27 protein-coding genes and 1 other RNA gene are annotated in these 21,461 nt (G+C 67.8%); 19 read left to right on the top strand and 9 right to left on the bottom strand.

Features of this window, described 5'->3' with window-relative positions; genetic code table 11:
- The first annotated feature begins 28 nt into the window (after positions 1–28).
- Genes hmgA through KF780_08160 form a run of 3 tightly spaced genes read left to right on the top strand, consistent with a single transcriptional unit; the run spans position 29 to position 3,444 of the window.
- Positions 29–1,309, top strand: a complete 1,281-nt coding sequence (gene hmgA, locus KF780_08170) for a homogentisate 1,2-dioxygenase (protein MBX3561776.1) — start codon at positions 29–31, stop codon at positions 1,307–1,309.
- Positions 1,310–1,354: 45 nt separating this feature from the next.
- The gene (locus KF780_08165) at positions 1,355–2,386 is read left to right on the top strand and encodes a hypothetical protein (GenBank protein MBX3561775.1); all 1,032 of its coding nucleotides are present in this window, start codon (positions 1,355–1,357) and stop codon (positions 2,384–2,386) included.
- Positions 2,383–3,444, top strand: coding sequence for a hypothetical protein (locus KF780_08160; protein MBX3561774.1), 1,062 nt, complete (start codon positions 2,383–2,385; stop codon positions 3,442–3,444). The genes KF780_08165 and KF780_08160 overlap by 4 nt, the downstream gene beginning before the upstream one ends.
- On the opposite strand, the gene pspF is transcribed toward KF780_08160, so the two are convergent.
- Complete coding sequence (gene pspF / locus KF780_08155) at positions 3,441–4,499, bottom strand: phage shock protein operon transcriptional activator (GenBank protein ID MBX3561773.1); 1,059 nt, start codon at positions 4,497–4,499, stop codon at positions 3,441–3,443. The two genes, KF780_08160 and pspF, sit on opposite strands and share 4 nt — an antisense overlap.
- A 187-nt stretch (positions 4,500–4,686) precedes the next feature.
- Here pspF and KF780_08150 point away from each other — a divergent pair, with 187 nt between their 5' ends.
- From KF780_08150 to KF780_08095, 12 genes are all read left to right on the top strand, one after another.
- Entirely contained in the window at positions 4,687–4,851 is a 165-nt protein-coding gene (locus tag KF780_08150; GenBank protein MBX3561772.1) for a hypothetical protein, read from the top strand.
- Between the two features lie 109 nt (positions 4,852–4,960).
- On the top strand, positions 4,961–5,659 hold the full coding sequence (pspA, locus tag KF780_08145) for a phage shock protein PspA (GenBank protein ID MBX3561771.1): 699 nt from the start codon (positions 4,961–4,963) through the stop codon (positions 5,657–5,659).
- A gap of 4 nt (positions 5,660–5,663) precedes the next feature.
- Entirely contained in the window at positions 5,664–5,978 is a 315-nt protein-coding gene (gene pspB, locus KF780_08140) for an envelope stress response membrane protein PspB (protein MBX3561770.1), read from the top strand.
- Entirely contained in the window at positions 5,978–6,358 is a 381-nt protein-coding gene (pspC, locus tag KF780_08135) for an envelope stress response membrane protein PspC (protein ID MBX3561769.1), read from the top strand. The genes pspB and pspC overlap by 1 nt, the downstream gene beginning before the upstream one ends.
- Before the next feature lie 27 nt (positions 6,359–6,385).
- Positions 6,386–6,679 (top strand): hypothetical protein, encoded by a 294-nt coding sequence (locus KF780_08130; GenBank protein MBX3561768.1) that lies wholly within the window; start codon positions 6,386–6,388, stop codon positions 6,677–6,679.
- 15 nt (positions 6,680–6,694) lie between these two features.
- Positions 6,695–6,961 carry a hypothetical protein gene (locus KF780_08125; GenBank protein MBX3561767.1) on the top strand — a complete coding sequence of 89 codons (267 nt, stop codon included), beginning with the start codon at positions 6,695–6,697 and terminating at the stop codon, positions 6,959–6,961.
- 13 nt (positions 6,962–6,974) lie between these two features.
- Entirely contained in the window at positions 6,975–7,307 is a 333-nt protein-coding gene (locus tag KF780_08120; GenBank protein MBX3561766.1) for a hypothetical protein, read from the top strand.
- 9 nt (positions 7,308–7,316) lie between these two features.
- On the top strand, positions 7,317–7,589 hold the full coding sequence (locus KF780_08115) for a hypothetical protein (protein MBX3561765.1): 273 nt from the start codon (positions 7,317–7,319) through the stop codon (positions 7,587–7,589).
- A gap of 45 nt (positions 7,590–7,634) precedes the next feature.
- Positions 7,635–7,850 (top strand): hypothetical protein, encoded by a 216-nt coding sequence (locus tag KF780_08110; protein ID MBX3561764.1) that lies wholly within the window; start codon positions 7,635–7,637, stop codon positions 7,848–7,850.
- A gap of 10 nt (positions 7,851–7,860) precedes the next feature.
- Entirely contained in the window at positions 7,861–8,088 is a 228-nt protein-coding gene (locus KF780_08105; protein ID MBX3561763.1) for a hypothetical protein, read from the top strand.
- Positions 8,089–8,136: 48 nt separating this feature from the next.
- Positions 8,137–8,550: a SufE family protein gene (locus KF780_08100; GenBank protein MBX3561762.1), complete on the top strand. Its 414-nt coding sequence runs from the start codon at positions 8,137–8,139 to the stop codon at positions 8,548–8,550.
- Positions 8,547–8,993: a PaaI family thioesterase gene (locus KF780_08095; GenBank protein MBX3561761.1), complete on the top strand. Its 447-nt coding sequence runs from the start codon at positions 8,547–8,549 to the stop codon at positions 8,991–8,993. Before KF780_08100 ends, KF780_08095 begins: the two co-directional genes overlap by 4 nt.
- A 52-nt stretch (positions 8,994–9,045) precedes the next feature.
- Here KF780_08095 and KF780_08090 read toward each other — a convergent pair whose 3' ends face one another.
- From KF780_08090 to KF780_08055, 8 genes are all read right to left on the bottom strand, one after another.
- Positions 9,046–9,576, bottom strand: a complete 531-nt coding sequence (locus KF780_08090; protein MBX3561760.1) for a J domain-containing protein — start codon at positions 9,574–9,576, stop codon at positions 9,046–9,048.
- Positions 9,577–9,628: 52 nt separating this feature from the next.
- An RNA gene (rnpB, locus tag KF780_08085) (RNase P RNA component class A) lies at positions 9,629–9,995 on the bottom strand.
- 786 nt (positions 9,996–10,781) lie between these two features.
- On the bottom strand, positions 10,782–11,534 hold the full coding sequence (locus KF780_08080) for an N-acetylmuramoyl-L-alanine amidase (GenBank protein ID MBX3561759.1): 753 nt from the start codon (positions 11,532–11,534) through the stop codon (positions 10,782–10,784).
- A 133-nt stretch (positions 11,535–11,667) separates the two neighbouring features.
- A complete protein-coding gene (locus KF780_08075; protein MBX3561758.1) occupies positions 11,668–12,519 on the bottom strand; it encodes a protein-glutamate O-methyltransferase CheR in 852 nt (283 codons plus the stop codon).
- A complete protein-coding gene (cheB, locus tag KF780_08070; protein MBX3561757.1) occupies positions 12,510–13,544 on the bottom strand; it encodes a chemotaxis-specific protein-glutamate methyltransferase CheB in 1,035 nt (344 codons plus the stop codon). The genes KF780_08075 and cheB overlap by 10 nt, the downstream gene beginning before the upstream one ends.
- 65 nt (positions 13,545–13,609) lie before the next feature.
- Positions 13,610–13,975 (bottom strand): response regulator, encoded by a 366-nt coding sequence (locus KF780_08065; GenBank protein ID MBX3561756.1) that lies wholly within the window; start codon positions 13,973–13,975, stop codon positions 13,610–13,612.
- A 79-nt stretch (positions 13,976–14,054) separates the two neighbouring features.
- Positions 14,055–14,492 carry a chemotaxis protein CheW gene (locus KF780_08060; protein ID MBX3561755.1) on the bottom strand — a complete coding sequence of 146 codons (438 nt, stop codon included), beginning with the start codon at positions 14,490–14,492 and terminating at the stop codon, positions 14,055–14,057.
- Positions 14,485–16,845, bottom strand: a complete 2,361-nt coding sequence (locus KF780_08055) for a chemotaxis protein CheA (protein MBX3561754.1) — start codon at positions 16,843–16,845, stop codon at positions 14,485–14,487. Before KF780_08055 ends, KF780_08060 begins: the two co-directional genes overlap by 8 nt.
- Before the next feature lie 132 nt (positions 16,846–16,977).
- Here KF780_08055 and KF780_08050 point away from each other — a divergent pair, with 132 nt between their 5' ends.
- The 4 genes from KF780_08050 to KF780_08035 all read left to right on the top strand — a co-directional run bounded on the left by KF780_08050 (position 16,978) and on the right by KF780_08035 (position 21,381).
- Positions 16,978–17,619: a TetR/AcrR family transcriptional regulator gene (locus KF780_08050; GenBank protein MBX3561753.1), complete on the top strand. Its 642-nt coding sequence runs from the start codon at positions 16,978–16,980 to the stop codon at positions 17,617–17,619.
- Between the two features lie 841 nt (positions 17,620–18,460).
- Positions 18,461–19,501, top strand: a complete 1,041-nt coding sequence (locus KF780_08045) for an ABC transporter ATP-binding protein (GenBank protein ID MBX3561752.1) — start codon at positions 18,461–18,463, stop codon at positions 19,499–19,501.
- A gap of 44 nt (positions 19,502–19,545) precedes the next feature.
- Positions 19,546–20,655, top strand: coding sequence for an ABC transporter permease (locus KF780_08040; protein ID MBX3561751.1), 1,110 nt, complete (start codon positions 19,546–19,548; stop codon positions 20,653–20,655).
- Positions 20,656–20,991: 336 nt separating this feature from the next.
- A complete protein-coding gene (locus KF780_08035) occupies positions 20,992–21,381 on the top strand; it encodes a hypothetical protein (protein ID MBX3561750.1) in 390 nt (129 codons plus the stop codon).
- Positions 21,382–21,461 lie beyond the last annotated feature (80 nt).

The raw sequence follows: 21,461 nt of genomic DNA, 5'->3' as shown, positions 1-21,461 counted from the left end.
GCGACACGAGAGCGGGAGAGTGACGCGCATGTCTGCTGGCTACATGTCCGGCTTCGGCAACCATTTCGCGACCGAGGCGGTGGCCGGCGCGCTGCCGCTGGGCCGCAATTCGCCCCAGCGCCCCGCCTTCGGTCTCTATGCCGAGCAACTGTCCGGCACCGCCTTCACCGCGCCGCGCCACGAAAATCGCCGTTCCTGGCTCTACCGGATGCGCCCGTCCGCCGCGCATCCGCCGTTCGCGCCCTATCGCGGCGCGCCGCTCTTCGCCCCCGGCCTGCCCGATGCCCCGCTGCCGCCCAACCGGCTGCGCTGGGATCCCCTCGCCATGCCGGAGACGCCGACCGATTTCGTCGACGGCCTCGTCACCATGATGGGCAATCGCGCGCCCGACGAGCTGACCGGCGTCGCCGTCCATATCTATCGCGCGACGGCCGACATGCACCGCTGTTTCTTCGACGCGGACGGCGAATTGCTGCTGATCCCCGAGCAGGGCCGCCTCGCCGTCGCCACCGAGATGGGCCGGATCGACGTGGAGCCGGGCGAGATCGCCCTGATCCCGCGCGGCGTGCGCTTCCGCGTCGCGCTGCCGGACGGCGCCGCGCGCGGCTATGTCGCGGAAAATCACGGCGCCTTGTTCCGCCTGCCGGAATTGGGACCTTTGGGCTCCAACGGCCTCGCCAATCCGCGCGATTTCCTCACGCCCGTCGCCGCCTATGAGGACAAGGACGGCCCGGTCGAGCTGATCCAGAAGAATCTCGGATCGCTCTGGACGACAACGCTGGACCACAGCCCGCTCGATGTCGTCGCCTGGCACGGCAATCTCACGCCCTGCAAATATGATCTGCGCCTGTTCAACACGATGGGGACGGTGAGCTACGACCATCCCGATCCCTCGATCTTCACCGTGCTCACCAGCCCGTCCGAGACGCCGGGCCGCGCCAATGCCGATTTCGTGATCTTCCCGCCGCGCTGGATGGTGGCGGAGGACACGTTCCGCCCGCCCTGGTTCCACCGCAACGTGATGAGCGAGTGCATGGGCCTCATCCACGGCGCCTATGACGCGAAGGCCGACGGTTTCGCGCCGGGCGGGATGAGCCTCCACAACCTGATGTCCGGCCACGGCCCGGACGCCGAGAGCTGGCGCAAGGCGAGCGAGGCGGAACTTCAGCCCCACAAGATCGACGGCACCCTCGCCTTCATGGTCGAAACCTGCTGGCCCTATCGCCCCACCCGCTTCGCGCTGGACCATGCCCAGCCGGATTACGACGCGGCGTGGGACGGATTTCCCAAAGCGCGCCTGCCGGAGTAAAAGGCCCCCCCGGCGGAACGCTCCGCCGCATTGGGGGGAGGTGCGATGGAGACGCGCCAAGCAAGCGCTGGCCTTGGCTGCGCGCTGATCGCCAGCCTCGTGGCGGCCATGGCGCTTTACCTGTTCACCGCCGTCGCGATCTCCGAATTCGGCCAAAGCGATGCGGCGGGCAACGGCATGGCCCAGGGCTTCGCCTTCCTGGCGATGCTGCTGCTCTGGGTGCCGCTCAGCCTGTTCATCATCCTCGCCTGCGCGCGGGCGAAGGCGGACACCATGATCTATCTCGGCGCCATCCTCCTGCTGATCGGGGCGGCGGCGGCCTCGCTGACCGCGATCACGCTGGCGCGGCGACCGGACTGGCTCGCCATTTCGCCTTACGCCCTGCCGCCGCTCGCCGTCGCCTTCGGCCTGTGGATGCTGAGCCGGAAGAGCCCGGCCTCGACGACCGGGCTTGTTGCCTTCGCCGTGGCGGCGATCGCCTTCATGCTCCCGGCGGCGATCGGGCAGTGGCAGTGGACGGCCGGCGCGGACGAGCGCGCGGCCGAAATGGCGCAGGCGCAAGCCGAATATGAACAGTCCCAGGCTGAGGCTGAGCGCGCCTTCGAGGCCCGCTTCCGCGCGCTCGGCCCCGAATCGCGGCTGGGCGATTATATGGAATTCCTCTCCAGCGAACATGCCTGGGAGGCGCTGACCGCCATCCGCGCCCTGCCCTCGCGCACCTCCGACGCGGCGCGGATGCTGGAGGACGGCGTCGAGCTTCACCTGCTCGATCGATTGCATGACTTCGATCTCGATGCCCGCGGCTCCTTGTGCGACGCCTATCGCGCGCGGATCGATGCGCGGCTGGCCGAGGCCAATCCGGCGCGCCCCGACTGGCGCCAGGTGCCGGCCTCGTTGCGCGATCAACTGGACAATATGCGCTGGTTCGCGGGCCGGGGCTGCGATCTTTCCGCCCGGCTGCGCAACCTCGCCGCCGCCGAACGGATGCTGCCCGACGAATGGCGCTCGCCGGGATATGCCGAGGAGATCGACGCGATCGTCGCGAGGACGGTCGCGGCCGGGGAGCCAACGCCATGACGGGAGACGAACCCGCCCCGCCACCGTCCCGGCAGCCCGACGGCTGCGCGCTCGCCTTGCTGGCCGCCGCTCTGTGCGTCCACGCGATCATCCTGTTCGCCGGGCTGATGCCGCAAGGCCAGCACGATCCCCAGGGCGGCGTGGCCATGGGCATCATCATGCTGCTCGAGATTCCGCTCTGGCTGCTGCTCGGCGCGTTCGGCTGGTGGACGCTGAAGGATGCCGGCCTGCCCCAGCCGGTCCTGATCGGCGCCGCCCTGCTCCTGCTGCTTTGCGCCTATGCCAGCCTGGATGCCTTCAACGTGATCGGCCTGACCGGCCGGCGCGGCGTCGGGCCGGTGCTTGCCCTGATCCTGCTGCCGCTCATCGCTTTGGGCTTCGCCGCCTGGGCGCGGAGCAGCGCCGGCGAGCCGGACCGGCGCCGGATCATGGCGGCGAGCGGCTTCGGGCTGGTCGCGGTCGTGCTGGTCGCCTCGGTCATGCTTGCCGGCCGGGACTATCGTGGCCAGGTGGCGGCGGACCGGGCCGAAGCCAATGCCGAGGAGCAGCGGCGCGATGCCGCGCTCGACGCGCTGCTGGCATCGGGCGATACCCGGCTCGAACAATTGCTCGAATATATTTACGACGAAGGCCCGCCGCGCCCCGCCGGAGGGATGAGCGGCGAACGCGGCGAGCGCGCGCGCGCGGGCATCCAGCGGCTGCCATCGCGTCAGGCCGACGCGATGCGCCTGCTGGCGCGCCCCGACGGGCTGGAGCGGCTCGAATGGATGAGCGGTCTCAACCTGGCGGTGACGCCCGAACTCTGCGGAACCTATGTCGAGTCCTTCGGGCGGCTGATCGGCGGGCTGGCCGCCGGCAATCCCGGGCTGGAGACGGCGGTCACGGGGATCAGCCGGCAGGACAACAATCTGCGCTGGCTGCTTGCTGGCGGCTGCGACCTGTTGCCGACGCTTGAGCGGACGATCGATGCCGCGCGGCGATTGCCGCCTTATTCGACATCGCCGGGCTTCGTCGAATATCTCGAAAGCCTGCGCGCCGCACCGGCCGAGGGGCCCTAGCCTTCCTGCAGCTTGTGCCGCCGCATCGCGTGACGGAGCTGGTCGTAGGTGAGGCTGAGCGCGGCGGCGGCGGCACGCTGGTTCCAGCGGCATTTCTCCAGCGCCACGGCGAGGATCGCCTTCTCATATTCGGCGATGGCGAGGCGATAATCGCCGCAGGCGGCGGGATCGTGCACGGCAGCCGCCGCGGCCGCGGCGAGGCCGTCGCTTTCCGCGGCAGGCGCGGCGCCGACCGGCACGGCCGCCTTGTTCTCGTTCGCGGCGGCCGAAGCCATGGGCGCCCAGGGGCTTTCGAACGGATCGAACTGGATCTCGTCGATCGGGACGGTCTGGTCTTCCCAACGATAGACGGCGCGCTCGATCACGTTTCTCAATTCGCGGACATTGCCGGGCCAGCCATGAGCGAGCAGCCGGGCCATCGCCTCCTCGCTGAACGCGGGCCAGACGTCCCAGCCCAGCTCCAGCCCCATGCGCCGCCCGAAATGGTCGGCGAGGACGGGAATGTCGCTGTGCCGGTGCCGCAGCGGCGGCAGCGTCACCACCTCGAAGCTCAGCCGGTCGAGCAGGTCGGCGCGGAACCGGTTCTGCTCGACCATGCGCGGCAGATGCTCGTTGGTGGCCGCGACGATCCGGACATCGACCTCGATCGGCCGGCTGGCGCCGATCCGCGTCACCTCGCCATATTCGATGGCGCGCAGCAGGCGGTCCTGCGCGGGGCTGGAGAGCGAGCCCAGCTCGTCCAGGAAGAGCGTGCCGTTGCTCGCCTCCTCGAACCGGCCGGGCCGCGCCTTGGTCGCGCCGGTGAAGGCGCCGGCTTCGTGGCCGAACAGCTCCGCCTCGATCAAAGTCTCGGGCAGCGCGGCGCAATTCATGATAATGAGCGGACCGTCCCAGCGCGCGGAAAGACGGTGGAGTCGCTCGGCGATCAGCTCCTTGCCGGTGCCCCGCTCGCCGATGACGAGGACGGGACGATCGAGCGGCGCGGCGCGGCTGGCCCGCTCGACCGCGTCGAGGAAGGACGAGGATTGACCGACCAGATGCGTGTTGCGCTCCACTCCCGCTTATTGGCGCATTTTGCCAACACTTGGCAAGATAATTGTTTGAGCAGACTAAGTCACTTCGGTCGTTTTTGGCAGATTTCTGACGCTTTCCGGACCTGGCACGACCCATGCTTAACGGAAGCTGTCACCGCCGGATGGTCGGCGGGACGGGATCGAAAACCAAAGCCCAAGGAGACCGGATATGTTCAATTTCGACCGCTTCGCCCGGGTCGCCACCGCCGCGGTTGGCGCGCTCGTCCTCTCGACCCTTTCGGTTGCCGCCGCGGTCGGCCCGGCCATGCCGGCCGGCGCCAGCCAGCCGGCTTTCGCCCAGCTTGTTTCCCAGGACACACGGGCGCATGGCTGAGCCCAAGCGGGTGGCGGTCGCGGCCGAGGAGCTCATCCGGATGAGCCTCCCCGGCCATGACCGCGACAGCCGCCCGACGCGGCCTTTCGTAATCAAGGAGCTTTTCCCCATGGGTATCTTTTCGCGGACGCGCGATATCATTGCCGCCAACGTCACCGATCTTCTGGACAAGGCCGAGGACCCGGCCAAGATGATCCGCATGATCATCCTGGAGATGGAGGAGACCCTCGTCGAGGTGCGCGCCTCCGCCGCCCGGACGATCGCCGACCAGAAGGAGATGCGCCGGCAGATCGACAAGCTGAACCGGCTCCAGGACAGCTGGGTCGAGAAGGCCGAGCTGGCATTGAGCAAGGACCGCGAGGATCTCGCCAAGGCCGCCCTGTTCGAGAAGCAGAAGGCCGCCGACATGGCCGATCAGCTCAAGACCGAGATCGACGTGCTCGACGATGCGCTGCGCGCTTCCGAGGCCGACATCGCCAAGCTGCAGACCAAGCTGCGCGAGGCCCGCGCCCGGCAGAACGCGATCATGACCCGGATGGAAAGCGCCCACAACCGCGCCCGCCTGCGCGAGCTGCATTCCGGCCCCAAGGTGGACGACGCCTTCTCGCGCTTCGACGTGCTGGAGCGCCACGCCGATCTCGCCGAGGGCCATGCCGACGCGCTCGCGCTGGGCGGCCCGCCCCGCACGCTGGACGACGAGATCGCCGAGCTGCGCAATTCCGACAAGGTCGATGCCGAGCTGGAGGCGCTGAAGGCCAGCCTCGCCAAGCGCAGCAACGGCGGTGAAGCCGCGAAGAAGGAGGGCTGATCAGATGGAAGACATCCTGGTCCCGATCGGTGTCGTCGGCATGCTCTTCATCGGGCTGCCGTGGATCATCCTCCATTATGTCAGCAAGTGGAAGACCGCCTCGACGCTCACCACCGAGGACGAGAACCTGCTCGACGAAATGCACGAGCTCGCCCGCCGGCTGGACGAGCGGATGGTGACGATCGAGCGGATCGTCCAGGCCGAGAATCCGAACTGGCGCGCCGTCGCCTACGATCCGGCCGACGCCGCCCTCGAGGACCGCTCCGAGCGCCTGCTCGCCGAATCCCGCTCCAACCGCGCCAGCGCCAGGAGGAACTGATGACCTCGCCTCGCACCCGCTTCTATCTCGACAAGCAGAACGCCAAATGGTCCGGCGTCTGCGCGGGGATCGCCGATTATACCGGCATCGACGTGACGCTCGTCCGGCTCGGCTTCGTCGCCTCGCTCTTCGTGCTCGGGCCGATGACCTTCATCATCTACTTCCTCGCCGCCTGGATGGCGCCGCGCAAGCCGATCGAACTCTACGACCGCAACCGCGAGGAGCAGAAATTCTGGCAGGGCGTGCGCGCCAATCCGCGCCGCACCTCGCGCGAGGTGCGCAGCCGGCTGCGCGACATCGACCGGCGCCTCGCCGACATGGAAACCTATGTCACCAGCTCCAACAGCCGCCTCGCCCGCGAGATCGAAGAGCTGCGCTGACCTGAACGCGTAACAAGGGGACAGGACATGAATTTCGGCGGACCCGTCTTCGTCATCATGATCATCGCCATCTGCACGGCCGGCTGGGTGCTGACCACCTGGATCCGCGCCAAGCATGGCTATCCGATCGAGGACCAGTTCTTCGGCACGGTCGAGAAGTCCGACAGCCCGGCCGCCGCGAGGCAGATCGAATTGCTGTCGGACGAAAATGCCTCGCTCAAGGGCCAGGTCGGCCGGCTCGAGGAGCGGATCGCGGTGCTGGAGCGGATCGCGACCGATCCCGCCGAGCGCACCGCGCGCGAGATCGACAATCTGCGTTGAGGGGGAGAGAGCCAGATGCCGAGCTGGGTATTGTTCTTCGTCGTCGTGGTCGGGATCCCGGTCGTCGCCGGCATCCTGGGCGACATCGCCAAGAGATGGATCAAGCTCAAGGAGCGGCAGCTCGACCATGCCGCGTCGCTCGCCGCCGACAAGGCCGCCGCGCAGGCCTCGCACATCGAGCGGCTGGAGCAGCGCATGCGGGTGCTCGAGCGGATCGCCACGGACAAGGGCGCGCATCTCGCCGCCGAGATCGAGGATTTGCGCGACGATCGCGTGAACTGAGGAGAAACGGATAATGGACCCCGCGGACGCGATTGCCCCTCACCTGCCCTGGATTATCGGCGCTGGGCTGCTGATCGGCCTGGTTGCCGTCGCCGGCTGGGTGTTTCTCACCTGGCTGCGGATCAAGCACGGCTATCCGCTCGAAACCTCCTGGGGCAAGGCGATCGAGCCCAGGGTCACGACCGAGACGGCCGAGCGCTTCAAGCTGCTGTCGACCGAGAACGCGCAGCTGCGCGCCGAGCTGGGCTCGATCAAGGACCGGCTCGGCAATGTCGAACGGATCGTGACGGACGACAGCCACCGGCTCACCCACGAGATCGAGGCCCTGCGCGGCCAGCGGAATTGAGAGAAAGCCATGGACGGCAGCTGGAAAGCATTGATCGTCTTCATCGTCATCGGTCTGCCGATGCTGGCGATGATGATCTGGGGGATCACCGACAGCTGGCTGAAGCACCGCCGAAAGATGGTGGAAATGCACGCCAGGCTCACCGCCGAGAAAGCGGCGCAATATGCCGCCCATACCGAGCGGCTGGAGCAGCGGGTGCGGGTGCTGGAGCGGATCGTCACCGACAAGGGCATCGACGTGGCCGACGAGATCGAGCGGCTGCGCGACACCCCGCTGAACTGACGCGCCGGCGCGAAGAAGGAGAAGAGCATGCAGAGCAGTCACATCATGGTGATCATGATCGTCATGATCGTCATGGTCGCGAGCGTTTTGCGGGCGAAATACCGCCGGGGATCGGGCCAGGACGGCGCGGACAGCCTCGAAGCGGATCGCCTGCGCGAGGAGGTGAAGCAGTTGCGCGAACGGCTGCAGGTGCTCGAGCGGATCACGGTCGAGAAGGAAAACAGCCTCGCCCGCGAGATCGAACAGCTGAGGGACCGCTAGGAACGACGCGATGAGCGACCCGGCCACCCTCTTCGTCCTCGCCGCCGCCGGCACCTTCGCGGTGGCCATCGCGGCGGCGGCGGCGCTGAAGGGCTGGCAGGGCTGGCTGGAGCTCAAGCGCCAGGAACTGGGCGGGCGCGTCAGCGTGCGGGCGTCGGTGCCGCAACGCATCGAGCTCGCCGATCTCAAGGAACGCGTCCGCCGCCTGGAAGCGATCGCGGACGGCGCGGAGGATTGAGCCCTTTCCCGGCGTGACACGCAGCCCGGCGCGTCCTATCTGCGCGCCATGACCTTCCAGAGCCTCGATGCGGTTTTCGCCGATTACGAATTGCTCGAGGCGGACGATCGCTATCGGCTGCTGATCGATCTCGGCCGCGCGCTGGAGCCGATGCCGGACGCGCTGAAGACCGACGCGACCTTGGTGCGCGGCTGCTCGGCGGCGGTCTGGGTCTATCCGGTGCCGCAGGCGGACGGGCGGCTCCATTTCCTCGCCGATTCCAATGCCGCGATCACCAAGGGGATCGTCGCGCTCATCCTGCTCGGCGTGCAGGACCGGGCGGCGGCGGAGATCGCCGATATGGACATCGCCGCCGCGCTCGCCCGCTTCGATCTCGGCAACCAGCTCAGCTCGAACCGCACGCAGGGCATTCCCAACATGATCGCCCTGATCCGCGACACCGCCCGGCGGCTGGCCGCATGAGCGAGGGCGATCCGCGCACGGCCGGCGCCGCCTTCGATCCCGAACGCTTCATGTCCTATGTCCGCGTGCTCGGCCATAGCGGCGCGCTCGGCATCGATTATCACGCCCATGGCGCCGACTGGGTCGAGCTGAAGCTGCCTTATGCCGATCACCTGGTCGGTATGCCCGACAGCGGCATCGTCGCATCGGGCCCGATCGTCAGCCTGATGGACATGGCGACCAGCCTGTCGATCTGGATCCGCCTCGGCAAGTTCCGGCCGCAGGCGACCCTGGACCTTCGCGTCGATTATCTGCGTCCCGCCATTCCCGGCCGGACGATCATCGGCCGCGCCGAATGCTATGGCGTGACGCGCAGCGTCTGCTTCGCCCGCGGCCTCGCCCATGACGGCGATCCGGACGATCCCGTCGCCCATGTCAGCGCCGCCTTCATGGGCACGGATTGAGTCCCCTCCCGTCATTCCGGCCTTCGCCGGAATGACGATAGGAAGAGGATGGTCACGCCGCCGCGCGGCGTTCCTCGGCCTTGCGCAGCACCTCATAGGCGGCCTGGATCGCCTGGAAGCGGGCGGCCGCCTCGGCGTCGCCGGGCTTCACGTCGGGATGATTGGCCTTGGCGAGCCGGCGCCAGGCGGCGCGCACATCCTCGAACCCGGCATCGGCCTCCAGCTCCAGCACGTCGAGCGCGCGCATCTCGTCGCGGCTGCGGGTGCCGTCGCCCGGGCCGCCCCAGCCATAATGGGAGGCGCTGGCGAAGGCGTCGGCGCCGCGCTGCTCGTCGGCCGCGCGCTTCGCCGCCTCTTCCGCGGTCAGCCCTTCGAAATAATTCCAGTTGCGATTGTATTCCGCGGCATGCGCCTCGCAGAAATACCAGCGCTCCGGGCTGTTCGGCGATTTGGGCGCGGGCCGGTCGCCCGGTTCCTCGCAGCCATGCCGGTCGCACAGGCGCACGGGCTCGGCCTGCCGGCCGGAGCCGTAGCTCCGCCAGCGGGGAAAGCCCCAATCGTCCGTCCGCCTGCTGCGCGCCATGGACCCCAGATAGAAAATGGGGCGCCATCCGGCCACCCCGCCGTCGAAAGAAAATGCCAGAGGGCCTGTAAGCCGGGTTCTGTCCGTCCCTTGCGGGACTGAGCGGCCATTCCTCTAGGACGACGCTCGCGCGCCGCCTCAAGCAACCAACCCGGGCGGCGGGGCCGGAACGAAGCCCATATGCCGCCCCTATTCGGTCTTGCTCCCGGTGGGGTTTGCCGTGCCGCCGCCGTTACCGGAAGCGCGGTGGGCTCTTACCCCACCCTTTCGACCTGGCCGCATCGAAATGCGGTGGTGTCCTTTCTGTGGCACTTTCCCTGGAGTCGCCTCCGCCGGGCGTTACCCGGCACCGCCGTTCCATGGAGCCCGGACTTTCCTCGCCCCGCGCAAGCGCGAGCCGCGGCCGCCCGGCCCTCTGGCGGAAGGGGATATAGCGATGCGGAGGGCTACGTGTAAGCCCTGATCGGGGCGTGGCCGCTATGGGTAGGAAGCGGACATTATTCCACTATCGTAGCTTCGAGAATGCGATCGACTATAAGGAGGTGCTCGGCCAGTCCCATATGGCCGTAAGCCCCCTTCACCGCCGTACGTCGCCCGATAAAGTCTAGCCGCAAGGTGCACCCCTGATAGCACTCGGTTCGCACACTCTCGGGAAGGCTCTCCCGCTCCGGTGCGATCCAATATCGGCTACGTTCTTCGACACTCGGCAAGCTGGCTGCTCCCGGAAAGAAGCTTCCGGTTTCAAAGCCGACTACTGCAATACCGCTCCAGTGCTGAGCTTCTTCAAGTCGGTAGCATTCCGCATCGGGCAATCGGCCCGGTCGCCCATCGATCGTGCGAAAGCATGGGCCGTGCAAACCGGTCGCTGCCCAGAATTGATCCCTGAAATGTTTGTATGCGCTTGGCGGTGTGCCGTCCGAACAGGCTGACAAAACCAAGGCTATAGAACTGAGCAAGGCGAGCCGCATCCGCTCAAAATCTCACGGGCGGCATACGACTGCAATGGTTCGATAGCGGAACGTCCACCCCCGCTTCCAATGTAGGAAATGCTCTGTCACGCTTGCCCCCGACTCGGGGTTTCGGCCCCGGCTCGCCGGCTCTTTGAAAACGTGGCCCGATGCCGACATCGATACCCCGTCAAAACACCCCCCACCCTGTCAACTTTGTCAACTTAACAGAGTGCGCGGCGCCTACCGGAAACTTCGCTAATCGTCCCCCTGCGGCCGGGGCAGCAGCAGCGCCAGCAGGATAGCGCGGCATTCGCCGCAGATGGTGCCGTCGATCAGTTCCGGGCGGAAACGGCGCTGGAAGGCGACCACCGCCGCCAGTTCGTCAGTGACGTCATAGCCGAACCGCTCCAGCGCCAGCAGGAAGCCGCTGTCGGTCCAGTTCGGGTCCAGCAGGTTCTTGGTCGGGCGCGGCAGCGCGAGTCGGTGGCGCGCCAACCGGCCCCAGGGGAAGAGCTCGCCCGGATCCTGCCGGCGCGCCGGGGCGATGTCGGAATGGCCGACGATATTGCCGCGCGTGATGCCGTAGCGCTCCTTGATGTCGGCGATCAGCGGGATCAGCGCGTCGATCTGCTGGTCCGGAAAGGGCCGGTAGCCCCAGGCATGGCCGGGATTGACGATCTCGATCCCGATCGAGCTGTGGTTGATGCCGCCATGGCCGCGCCAATAGGACTTGCCGGCATGCCAGGCGCGCTTGTCCTCGGCGACCATGCGCAGCACCTGCCCGTCCTCCGCGACCAGATAGTGGCACGACACGCGCGAGTCCGGATCGCGCAGATGGGCGATCGCCGCCTCGGCGCTTTCCATGCCGGTATAATGGAGGACGATCACCGAGATCGGCTGACCCCGTTCGTCGAAATTGGGCGATGGGCAGTCGATGATCCCGTCCACCCGCGCATCCGGCGCCAAAAGCGCGCCGCCGTCAAGGGCCCGAGCGCGTATCTGGAGCATTGGAGATTTGAGCGAATCACTTCTTCCGTTCGGGCTGAGCTTGTCGAAGCCTTGTCCTTCCTTTCTGCCTCAAGAAAGGACAGCCCTTCGACAGGCTCAGGGCGAACGGAGTGTGGATCAATCCAGTGCGTATCTAGGCGACGCGGGCGCGCGGCGTTTCCCTGGCGGGCGCCGGTACATAAAGACCGCGAAAATCGCTGTCCGAGACGAAGCGGTCGGTCTGGCCGAGCACGGTCTCGCCCGCGCCGAGCATCAGCGTGCCGTCCGGCGCGATCGCCTGGGCGAGCCGGTTGAACGCCAGCCGGCGCATGTCGGGCGAGAAATAGAGCAGCACGTTGCGGCACAGGATGATGTCGAAGCGGCCCGGCGCGGGTGCCGGCTCGGTGACATTGCCCGGCTCGAAGCGCACCGCCGAGCGCAGCTTGCGATCGATCCGCCATTCGCCGTCGCCCTGCTCCTCGAACCAGCGGACCATCTGCATCACCGGCAAGCCGCGCTGCACTTCGAACTGCGAATAGGCGCCTTCGCGCGCCTTGTGGATCGCCGAGCGGGAGAGATCGGTGGCGACGATCTCGATCTTCCAGCCCGCCCAGCGCGCCGGCTCGTCGGCGAAGCTCATCGCCAGCGAATAGGCCTCCTGGCCCGTCGAGCAGCCGGCGCACCAGATGGCGAGCCGCCGCTCGCGCGCCCGCGCCTGCTCCAGCCGGGTCAGCGGGCCGCCGAGCAGCAGATCGAAGGGCAGCTTGTCGCGGAAGAAATAGGTCTCGTTGTTGAGCAGGGCTTCGATCACCTCGTCGGTCAGCGCCTTGTCGCGGCTGGAGACGAGGCGGGCGACGAGCTGGTCGAGCGTGGCGAAGCCGTGCCGCCGCAGGATCGACGAGAGCGCGCTGTCGATCCGCCAGCGCCGCGAGAAGGAAAGCTGCTGCCCGCTGCGCGCCTCGAGCATGGAGGCGAGGATGCGCTGCGAGGCGTTGCTCAGCTCCATGGCCGGCCTTCCGCACGCAAGCCGATCCGCCGTGCCAGCGCGGCCGGCGCCAGCACCGCCGAAGCGAGACCAGCCTCCGCCACGCCGCGCGGCATGCCCCAGATCGCCGAGCTGGCCTCGTCCTGGACAAGCATCGCACCGCCGACCTCGACCAGCCGCCCCGCACCGATCAGGCCGTCGCGCCCCATGCCGCTCAGCATCACACCGATTCCGGCGGCACCGTACAGCTCCGCGACCGACTCCAGCATCGGATCGACCGACGGGCAGCAGCCCGACGGTGCGCGGCGGCGGTCCAGCCGGACGCGCGCCTGGGTCGCGATCCGCTCGACGCACAGATGGGCATCGCCCGGCGCGACCAGCACGATAGCGTCGGCCAGCGCCTGCCCGTCCCGTGCGACGCGCACCTCGCGGCCGCAGGCGGTTTCGAGCTGGCGAGCGAAATAGGGCATGAAGATCGCCGGCAGATGCTGCGTCACCAGGATCGGCGCACCGATCTCTTTGGGCAAAGCGCCGAGAAAGGCGACCAGCGCGTGCAGCCCGCCGGTCGAGGCGCCGAGCGCGACGCAGCCCAATGGCGCATCCGGCATGGAGCGCAGCCGGATCGCGGGCGCGGGCTCCGCCGAGGGCGCGGGCTGGGCGGTGCCCGCCCGGCCGATACGACGAATCCGGTCCGCGAGAATCTGCGAGAAGCGTCCGTTGACCGACGAGGCCGCGCCCGGCTTGGGCAGCGTGTCGGCCGCGCCCTGGGCCAGTGCGCGCACCGCCAGCTCCGCTCCGTCCTCCGCCATGGAGGAGACGATCAGCACGCGGGCGCCCTTGCCGGCGCGGATGATGTCGGGCAGCGCGTCGATGCCGCTGGCACCGGGCATTTCAACATCGAGCAGCACGATATCGACCCGCACGCTCTTCAGCGCGTCGAGCGCCTCGCCGGCATTGCCGGCCTGCGCCACCACCTCGAATTCCGGATCGGCGGAGAGCATCCGCGACAGCACCGTCCGCACGACCGCCGAATCGTCGACGATCATCAGACGAATGGGCGGTTCGGCCGAGTCTTCAGGACCCCGCCGCCGCGCTGCCACGGGGAGCGCGTTCACGCGAGGCCGACGATCTGCAGCTTGCTGTGGATGGTTTCGCGGTCGAACGGCTTCATCACATATTCGTCGGCGCCGGCGGCGATCGCGGCGCGGATGTGACCGATATCATTCTCGGTCGTGCAGAACACCACCTTGGGCTGCGCCATGTCGGGCGACTGGCGCAGCGCGCGCAGGAATTCCATGCCGCTCATCACCGGCATGTTCCAGTCGAGCAGGATCACGTCGGGCATACTCGCTTCGCAGTGATTCAGCGCCTGCCGGCCATCCTCCGCTTCCTCGACCGAGAAATCGAGCGTTTCGAGGATATGGCGGGCGACCTTGCGGATCACCTTGCTATCGTCGACGACAAGACAGCTTTTCATTCGTGCATGCTCCGTGACCGCGGCTATGTCCCTATAACGGCAAGAACTAATCATAGATTAAATCGATGGCGGCAGTATTTCAGGCCGCCTGCGCGGATGGTCCGGCGATGATGAGGTGCGGATCGACGAGCAGCAGCAAATCCTCGCCGACATCGACCATGCCGATCGCGATCCGGTCCCACCCCGGGCCGATCGGCGCGCGCATCGGCTGAGGCGCTCCGGCGGCCTCCACCACATCCTCCACCTCGTCGACCAGCAGCGCATAGGGATGGCCGCCGGAATTGACGACGATCGCCTCGATCAACCCTTCCGCGACGGCGCAGCCGAGTTCAAGCGATGCCAGGCCGTCGATCACGGTGAGCACGCGGCTGCGCAGTGCCGAAAGTCCGGCGACATGCGGCGCGGCGCGCGGCGCCGGCGTGAGGCCTTCCAGCTCGACGACCGCTTCGACTTCGGCGGCGGGAAAGGCGGTCCGCCGGCCGGCGAGGCGGACGATGAGGACGAGACGGTCAGCCATGAGCGCTCTCCTTCGCATGCCGGGCCAGCGCGTTGATCAGGGCGGCGCGGTCGTAGCGGTAGATGCTGTCGTCGTTGGCGCCGCCGAGCTCGGGATTGGCGCGGATCCGCACCACTTCGCCCGTGCAGGCCGGGGACTCGCTTTTTCCATCGGCGCTGGCGATGACGATGTCGGCGATCACGCCCTCGGCGGCCGCGACGACCCGATAGCCCAGGCTCTCGATCAGCGGCCGCAGGATATTGTCCATCCACGGATCGCCCGGCGGCAGCGCGCAGACCGGCGGCTCCCTGCCGTCCTGCGTCTCCCCGGCATACGCTGCGAACAGCCAATAAGGATCGACGATCTCGACCTGCGCACCGTCGATCAGCGCGACGCCGGCGACTTCGCCCGGCGCGGGCGGCGGCTGCAGCTCGAACGCCAGTGCACGGATATCGACCACCTCGGCGAATCCGTAGGCGATCTCGCTCCGCCCGTCGGTCAGCCGCAGCACGCGCAGCAGGCCCTCGGCCGGCGGCGCGGCGCAACCGACCAGCGGCAGGATGCGCTCGCCGATCGATACGCGCAGCCGACCGGCGGTGAAGCCGATCGCCGCGGCCGGAATGTCCTCGATTCGCTCGACCAGAGGCACCGGCATGCCGCGCAGCGCCCCGTCCAGGGTGCGGAACAGGAGCAGGCTGTCTTCGCGGGCGGCATTGCCGTCGTCACCGGCGCGGCGCTCGGCCTCCTGCTCGTCATCCCCGACCTCGGCGCGATTGGCCATGCCGGAGGGATCGAGCAGCAGGATCGGGCGGCCGTCATCGGCCAGTGTCGTGCCGGCATAGAGGCCGGCGGCCATGACCAGGGGCGCGGCGGGCTTGACCACCAGCTCCTCATGATCGTGCACCGCATCGACGGCGAGCGCGTAGACGCTGCCGCCGGCGGGCTTGAGCAGGATCAGCCGCTGGTCGCGCGCCTCGACGGCATTGACTCGGAGCAGATGCGACAGCGACACCAGCGGCACACGCCGCCCCCGGATCGTCGCCACCTCGGCCTCGCCGACCCGATCGACGCGCACCGCATCGCCGGCGGCGCGCAGGATTTCCTCGATCGCCGAACGCGGAATGGCGAAAATCTGCCCGCCCGCGCTGACCGTCAGCGCCGGGATGATGGTGAGCGTCAGCGGCACGCGGATGATCAGGCGCACGCCGTTGCCCTTGCGCGAGTCTATGTCAACGACGCCGCCGATCCGCTCGATATTGGCGCGCACCACATCCATGCCGACGCCGCGGCCGGAAATGGCCGTGACGGTGCCGGCGGTGGAGAGGCCCGGCGCGAAGATGAGCGCGGTCTTGTCGGCCAATGACATCTTCTCGACCCGATCGGTCGAAACGATGCCGGCGGCGATCGCTTTGCGGACCAGCGCCTCGGCATCGATGCCGCGCCCGTCGTCCATCACCTCGATCAGGATCTGGTTTCCAGCCTGGCGCGCGCTGACGCGCAAGGTGCCCGCCGCGTCCTTGCCGGCCTTGGTCCGCGCCTCGGGCGTCTCGATGCCATGATCGATCGCGTTGCGCACGATATGGCTCAGCGGATCGCGGATCATCTCGATCATCTCGCGATCGAGTTCGACGTCGCCGCCATCCACTTCGAGCCGGACCTGCTTGCCCAGCTCGGAGGACAGATCGCGCACCATACGGGGCAGCGCGCCGAACAGATTGTCGATGCGCTGCATCCGGGTGCGGGTGATCGCGTCGCGAATCTCGGCGATGCAGGAGGAGACGCGATCGAACGCCGCCTCGATGGCGACGTCGCGCTGTGCATCACGCAGGCGACGGGCCAGCTCGTTGCGGGCCAGCACCGCGTCGGAGACACCGTTCATCATCCGGTCGAGCAGATCGACGGCAAGCCGGATCGAGCGCACCGACTTGCGCCGATCGGTTTCGACGGAAGCGATCTCGACGGCGGTAACGACTTCCTGTGCCGGCAGTTCGACCTGGCCGTCATCCTCGTCGTCGCTCAGCGCGGCGATGAGCTGCTCGTCGTCCTCGCTGGCCAGGGATTCCCCGGTCTCGAGCGCGAGCACCAGCTCGCCGATCCGGTCGATGACGGCGAGCACCGCGCTGACAAGCTGGGCATCGGCGATACGCCGACCCGCGCGCACGTCGGCAAGCGCGTCCTCGGCAGCATGGCTGAGCTGCTGGAGGCGCGGCAGGTCGAAGAAGCCGCAATTGCCTTTCACGGTGTGGACGAAACGGAAAATCTCGTCGAGCCGGTCGCGATCGCCCGGCTCCGCCTCCCAAGCGACGATTGCCCCGGCAAGCGCCTGCAGCATGTCGCGGGTTTCCGCGAGGAAGTCGTTGATCAGGTCGTCCATGGATCCATCCGTCTGCGCGCCGGCGGTTATGGAGACGCTTGGTAAACAACCCGTTTACCGCCCGGAACGGACGGCTGGACAGGTGGCCGCGAATCAATTAATAACTGACTGGTCATTTACTAGGACGATGAGATGGCCAATTCCGCCGAGCCGAAATGGCGCCGTCGCAAGGATGCGCGGCCGGGCGACATCATCGCCGCCGCCTTGAGCGTGTTCACCGAAAGGGGCTTCGCCGGCGCGCGAATGGAAGAGATCGCCAGGCGGGCGGGCGTGTCGAAGGGCACGCTTTATCTCTATTTCGCGACCAAGGAGGACATGTTCCGGGCGGTGGTGCGCGAGGTGGTGGCGCCGAACCTGGAAACGGTGCGCGCGGCGATGGAGGCGGCCGACCTTCCCTTCGCGACGATTATCCGCGCCTTCCTGCCACGTTTTGCCGAACTGGTGACTACGGTTCCGGTCGGCGCGGTCGCCAAGATGGTGATCGGGGAATCGCGCAACTTTCCGGAGCTCGCCAAGGTCTGGCACGACGATGTGATCCAGCAGGCGGTCGGTCTGATCGCCGGCATGGTCGAACGCGCCCAGGCGAAGGGCGAGGTCCGCCACGGCGATCCGCGCACCCACGCTTTCTCGATCATCGGGCCGATGATGATCGGGGTGCTGTGGCGCGAGACGTTCACACCGATCGGCGGCGCCGATCCGGACCTTCCCGCCATCGCCCGCCAGCATGCCGAGACGATCCTCGGCGGCTTGCTCATCGAGGAGCCGCAATCGTGAAGCCGCAGCGCATCATCATCCTGGTCCTTGCCGGCCTCGCCATCCTGTTTCTCGGCTGGCGGACGCTCGCGCCGCAATTCCGGCCGGCGCCGACCCTCTCCGGCTATATCGAGGGCGAGGCGCTCTATCTGTCCGCCGCCAGCGCCGGCCAGGTGACGCAGATCGGCGTCCGGCGCGGCCAGCGGGTCAAGGCCGGCGCGCGGCTGTTCCAGATCGAGCCGGATCAGCAGCAGGCGCAGCAGCAGCAGGCCGCCGCCGATCTCGCGGCCGCCAGCGCCCAGGCCGAGGATGCGCGGCAAGGTCAACGCCCGGCCGAGATTGCCGTCCTGGAAGCCAGCCGCGACGCGGCGGCCGGCGCCGAGCGCGAGGCGCGGATCGCGCTCAACCGCGCCGAGGAGCTGGTCCGGCGCGGCATCTACGCAAGGGTCCGGCTCGACGAGGCGCGCGCCAATCACCAGAATGCCGCGTCCAATCTCGCCGCCGCGCGTCGGCGCATCGAGGTCGCCGAGCTGGGCCAGCGCACCGACCAGATCCGCGCCGCCGACGCCCGCGTCGCTCAGGCCCGCGCCCGCGTCTCCGAGACCGGCGCCCGGCTCGCCACGCTTTCGCCCATCGCGCCCGCCGCCGGGCGGATCGAGGATGTCTTCTTCCAGCGCGGCGAATGGGCGGCGGCCAACCAGCCGGTGGTCGCGCTGATCCCCGACGACCGCGTGTTCGTCCGCTTCTTCGTGCCGGAGCGCGAGGTCGCGGCCTATCGCCCCGGCACCCGTGTCCGTTTCGCCTGCGACGGCTGCCCGGCGGACCTGTCGGCGACAATCTCCTATGTCAGCCCGCGCCCCGAATTCACCCCGCCCGTCATCTACAGCCGGGACTCGCGCGACCGGCTGGTCTTCATGGTCGAGGCGCGACCGGAGAACGGCGCGGCCCTGATCCCCGGCCTTCCCGTCGATGTGGAGCGGATCCGGTGACGATCGCGATCGACGTCGCGGGCCTCGACAAGTCGTTCGGCGGGCGGCGGGTGGTGAAGGACTTCGCCATCCGGGTCGAGGAAGGACGGATCACCGGCTTTCTGGGGCCGAACGGCTCGGGCAAGACGACGACCTTGCGGATGCTGTGCGGCCTGCTGACCCCGGACAGCGGCAGCGGCACGGCGCTCGGCTTCGACATCATCTCCGAAAGCTGGGAGATCAAGCGCCGCACCGGCTACATGACCCAGAAATTCTCGCTCTACGAAGACCTGAACGTCGAGGAGAATCTGCAATTCGCCGCGCGCATCCGGCGGCTCGACCGGCGGGGCGAGCGGGTCGCCGAGGCGCTGGAGCAGCTCGGGCTGGCGGAGCGGCGGCGGCAGCTGGCCGGAACGCTGTCGGGCGGCTGGAAGCAGCGGCTGGCGCTCGCCGTCGCGACCCTGCATCAGCCGCAATTGCTGCTCCTCGACGAGCCGACGGCGGGCGTCGATCCGCAGGCGCGGCGGGCCTTCTGGGACGAGATCCACGCGCTCGCCGCCCAGGGCCTCACCGTGCTCGTCTCGACCCACTACATGGACGAGGCTGAGCGCTGCCACGACATCGCCTATATCGCCTATGGCGAGTTGCTGGCGCGCGGCACGGCGGACGAGGTGATCGCCGCCGCGAAGCTGGCCACCTGGCGCGGCGAAGGGCCGGGCGTCGACCGGCTCGCCCACGAATTGCTGCAGGCGCCGGGCGTCGAGATGGCGGCGCCGTTCGGCCTCGCCCTCCATGTCAGCGGCGGCGACGCGGCGGCGCTGGAACAGGCGCTGGCCCCCTATCACCGCCCGCCCTTCCGCTGGACCCGCACAGAGCCGACGCTGGAGGACGTGTTCATCCACCTGATGAGCGGCGTCGAGGACAATTTCCGGTGAGCGCCGAGGGCCGCCGGGGCGAGCAGGCCTTTTCGCTGGAGCGGATGATCGCCGTGCTGGTAAAGGAGTTCATCCAGCTGTCGCGCGACCGGATCACCTATGCGCTGATCCTGGCCGTGCCGGTGATCCAGATGCTGCTCTTCGGCTATGCGGTGAACACCGATCCCCGGCACCTGCCGACCGCCGTGCTGGTGCAGGAGAACAGCGTGATGGCGCGCTCGGTCGTCTCCGGCATCGCCAACAGCTCCTATTTCTCCATCACCCACCAGGCCCGATCGCCGGCCGAGCTGGACGCGCTGGTGCGCACCGGCGAGGTCCAGTTCGCGATCACCATTCCGGGCGACTTCACCCGCCGCGTGGTGCGCGGCGAGAATGCCCAGATCCTGGTCGAAGCCGATGCCACCGATCCGACCGCCACGGGTAGCGCCCTCGCCGCCCTCGCCCGGCTGCCGCAGGACTCGCTGCGCCGCGACCTGACCGGCGCCCTCGCCCCGCCGGCGAACGCGGCGCAGCCCTTCGAGGTGGTGATCCACCGGCGCTACAATCCGGAGAACATCACCGCCTACAATATCGTGCCCGGCCTGCTCGGCATCGTGCTGACGCTGACCCTGGTGATGATGACCGCGATCGGCGTCACGCGGGAGACCGAGCGCGGCACGATGGAGAGCCTGCTCGCCACGCCCGTCCAGCCGCTCGAGGTGATGGTCGGCAAGCTCGCGCCCTTCGTGATCGTCGGGCTGATCCAGACGGCGCTCATCCTCGTCATCGGCCGGCTGCTGTTCGGCGTGCCGATGGCGGGCGGCTGGACGGGCCTGTCGCTCGGCATCCTGCTCTTCATCATCGGCTCGCTGGGGCTGGGCTTCCTGATCTCCACGGTCACGCGCACGCAGCTCCAGGCGATGCAGCTCTCGGTCTTCTACTTCCTGCCCTCGATCCTGCTGTCCGGTTTCCTCTTCCCGTTCCGGGGCATGCCGGACTGGGCGCAATGGCTCGGCACGCTGATCCCGGTGACGCATTTCCTGCGCGTGGTGCGCGGCGCTTTGCTCAAGGGCCAGAGCTTCGCCGACATGGCGCCGAGCCTGCTGGCGCTGGCGGTCTTCATGTGCGCCGTCGCCGCGCTGGCGCTGGCAAGGTATCGCACGACGCTGGATTAGCGGAGGTCCGCGCAAAGCCGCCGATATTTTCGTCCGTCATGCAGAGTGTTTTGTTGACAAAGTTGTCGGGGTCGAGGGTGTTTCCGGGCGGATCGCGGCGGCGCTCAACTTCAGCATCTTCACCCATATGCGCGATGGTGTGCCGCGAGATTTTTTCGCGTGAAACGGACGGTTCAAAGAGCCGATGAGCCGGAGCCAAAACCCCGATTCGGGGCGAGCGTGACAGAGGATTTCCTACATTGGAAGCAGCCGGCGGGACGGCTGATTTCGACCCGTTGCGGTCGTCGCTTGCGGACTTCGCTTGCGGTCGCTGTCCCCGGCGCTTAACCGGATCGCATGACAGAAATTGACACCATTCCGGGCTGGCAATCCGTCATTGATTGGTTTGGTTACTCGCCGAACTTTCACGACGCGGAGGTGGTATCGATCGAACTTCAGCGCGATCCGGAGGCTTCTTACGTCCGCGTTCATGCTTGGCGAACGAATAGCGATACCACTGAACAAGGACACTATCGTCAGGATCGACACGCTCTCGTCACCTACTCTCTCAAGCGTATCACCTCTCTCAGACTGAGTGGGTGGAACCACCAGAATGTGCTGTCTGGTCTGTGGGTTGATCGGAGCGAGGAAGGTTATGTCCTGCATCTCCCGGAGAGTTACGGCGTGGACGGTGAAGTCGTTGCAGCCGAGATTTCAGTGTCGATCAAACCATTCGACTCAAAGTGAGGAATGGCAGAAAGCCACCCATAACGGGCATCGCATCAAGTTCGCCTGGAAGAAGAAGCTGGACCCCGGATCAAGTCCGG

The organism is Sphingomonas sp., from assembly GCA_019635535.1.
Taxonomy (GTDB): Bacteria; Pseudomonadota; Alphaproteobacteria; order Sphingomonadales; family Sphingomonadaceae; genus Allosphingosinicella.
The sequence above is the reverse complement of the archived record's forward strand: the minus strand, read 5'-3'. Positions and strand labels throughout refer to the sequence as shown.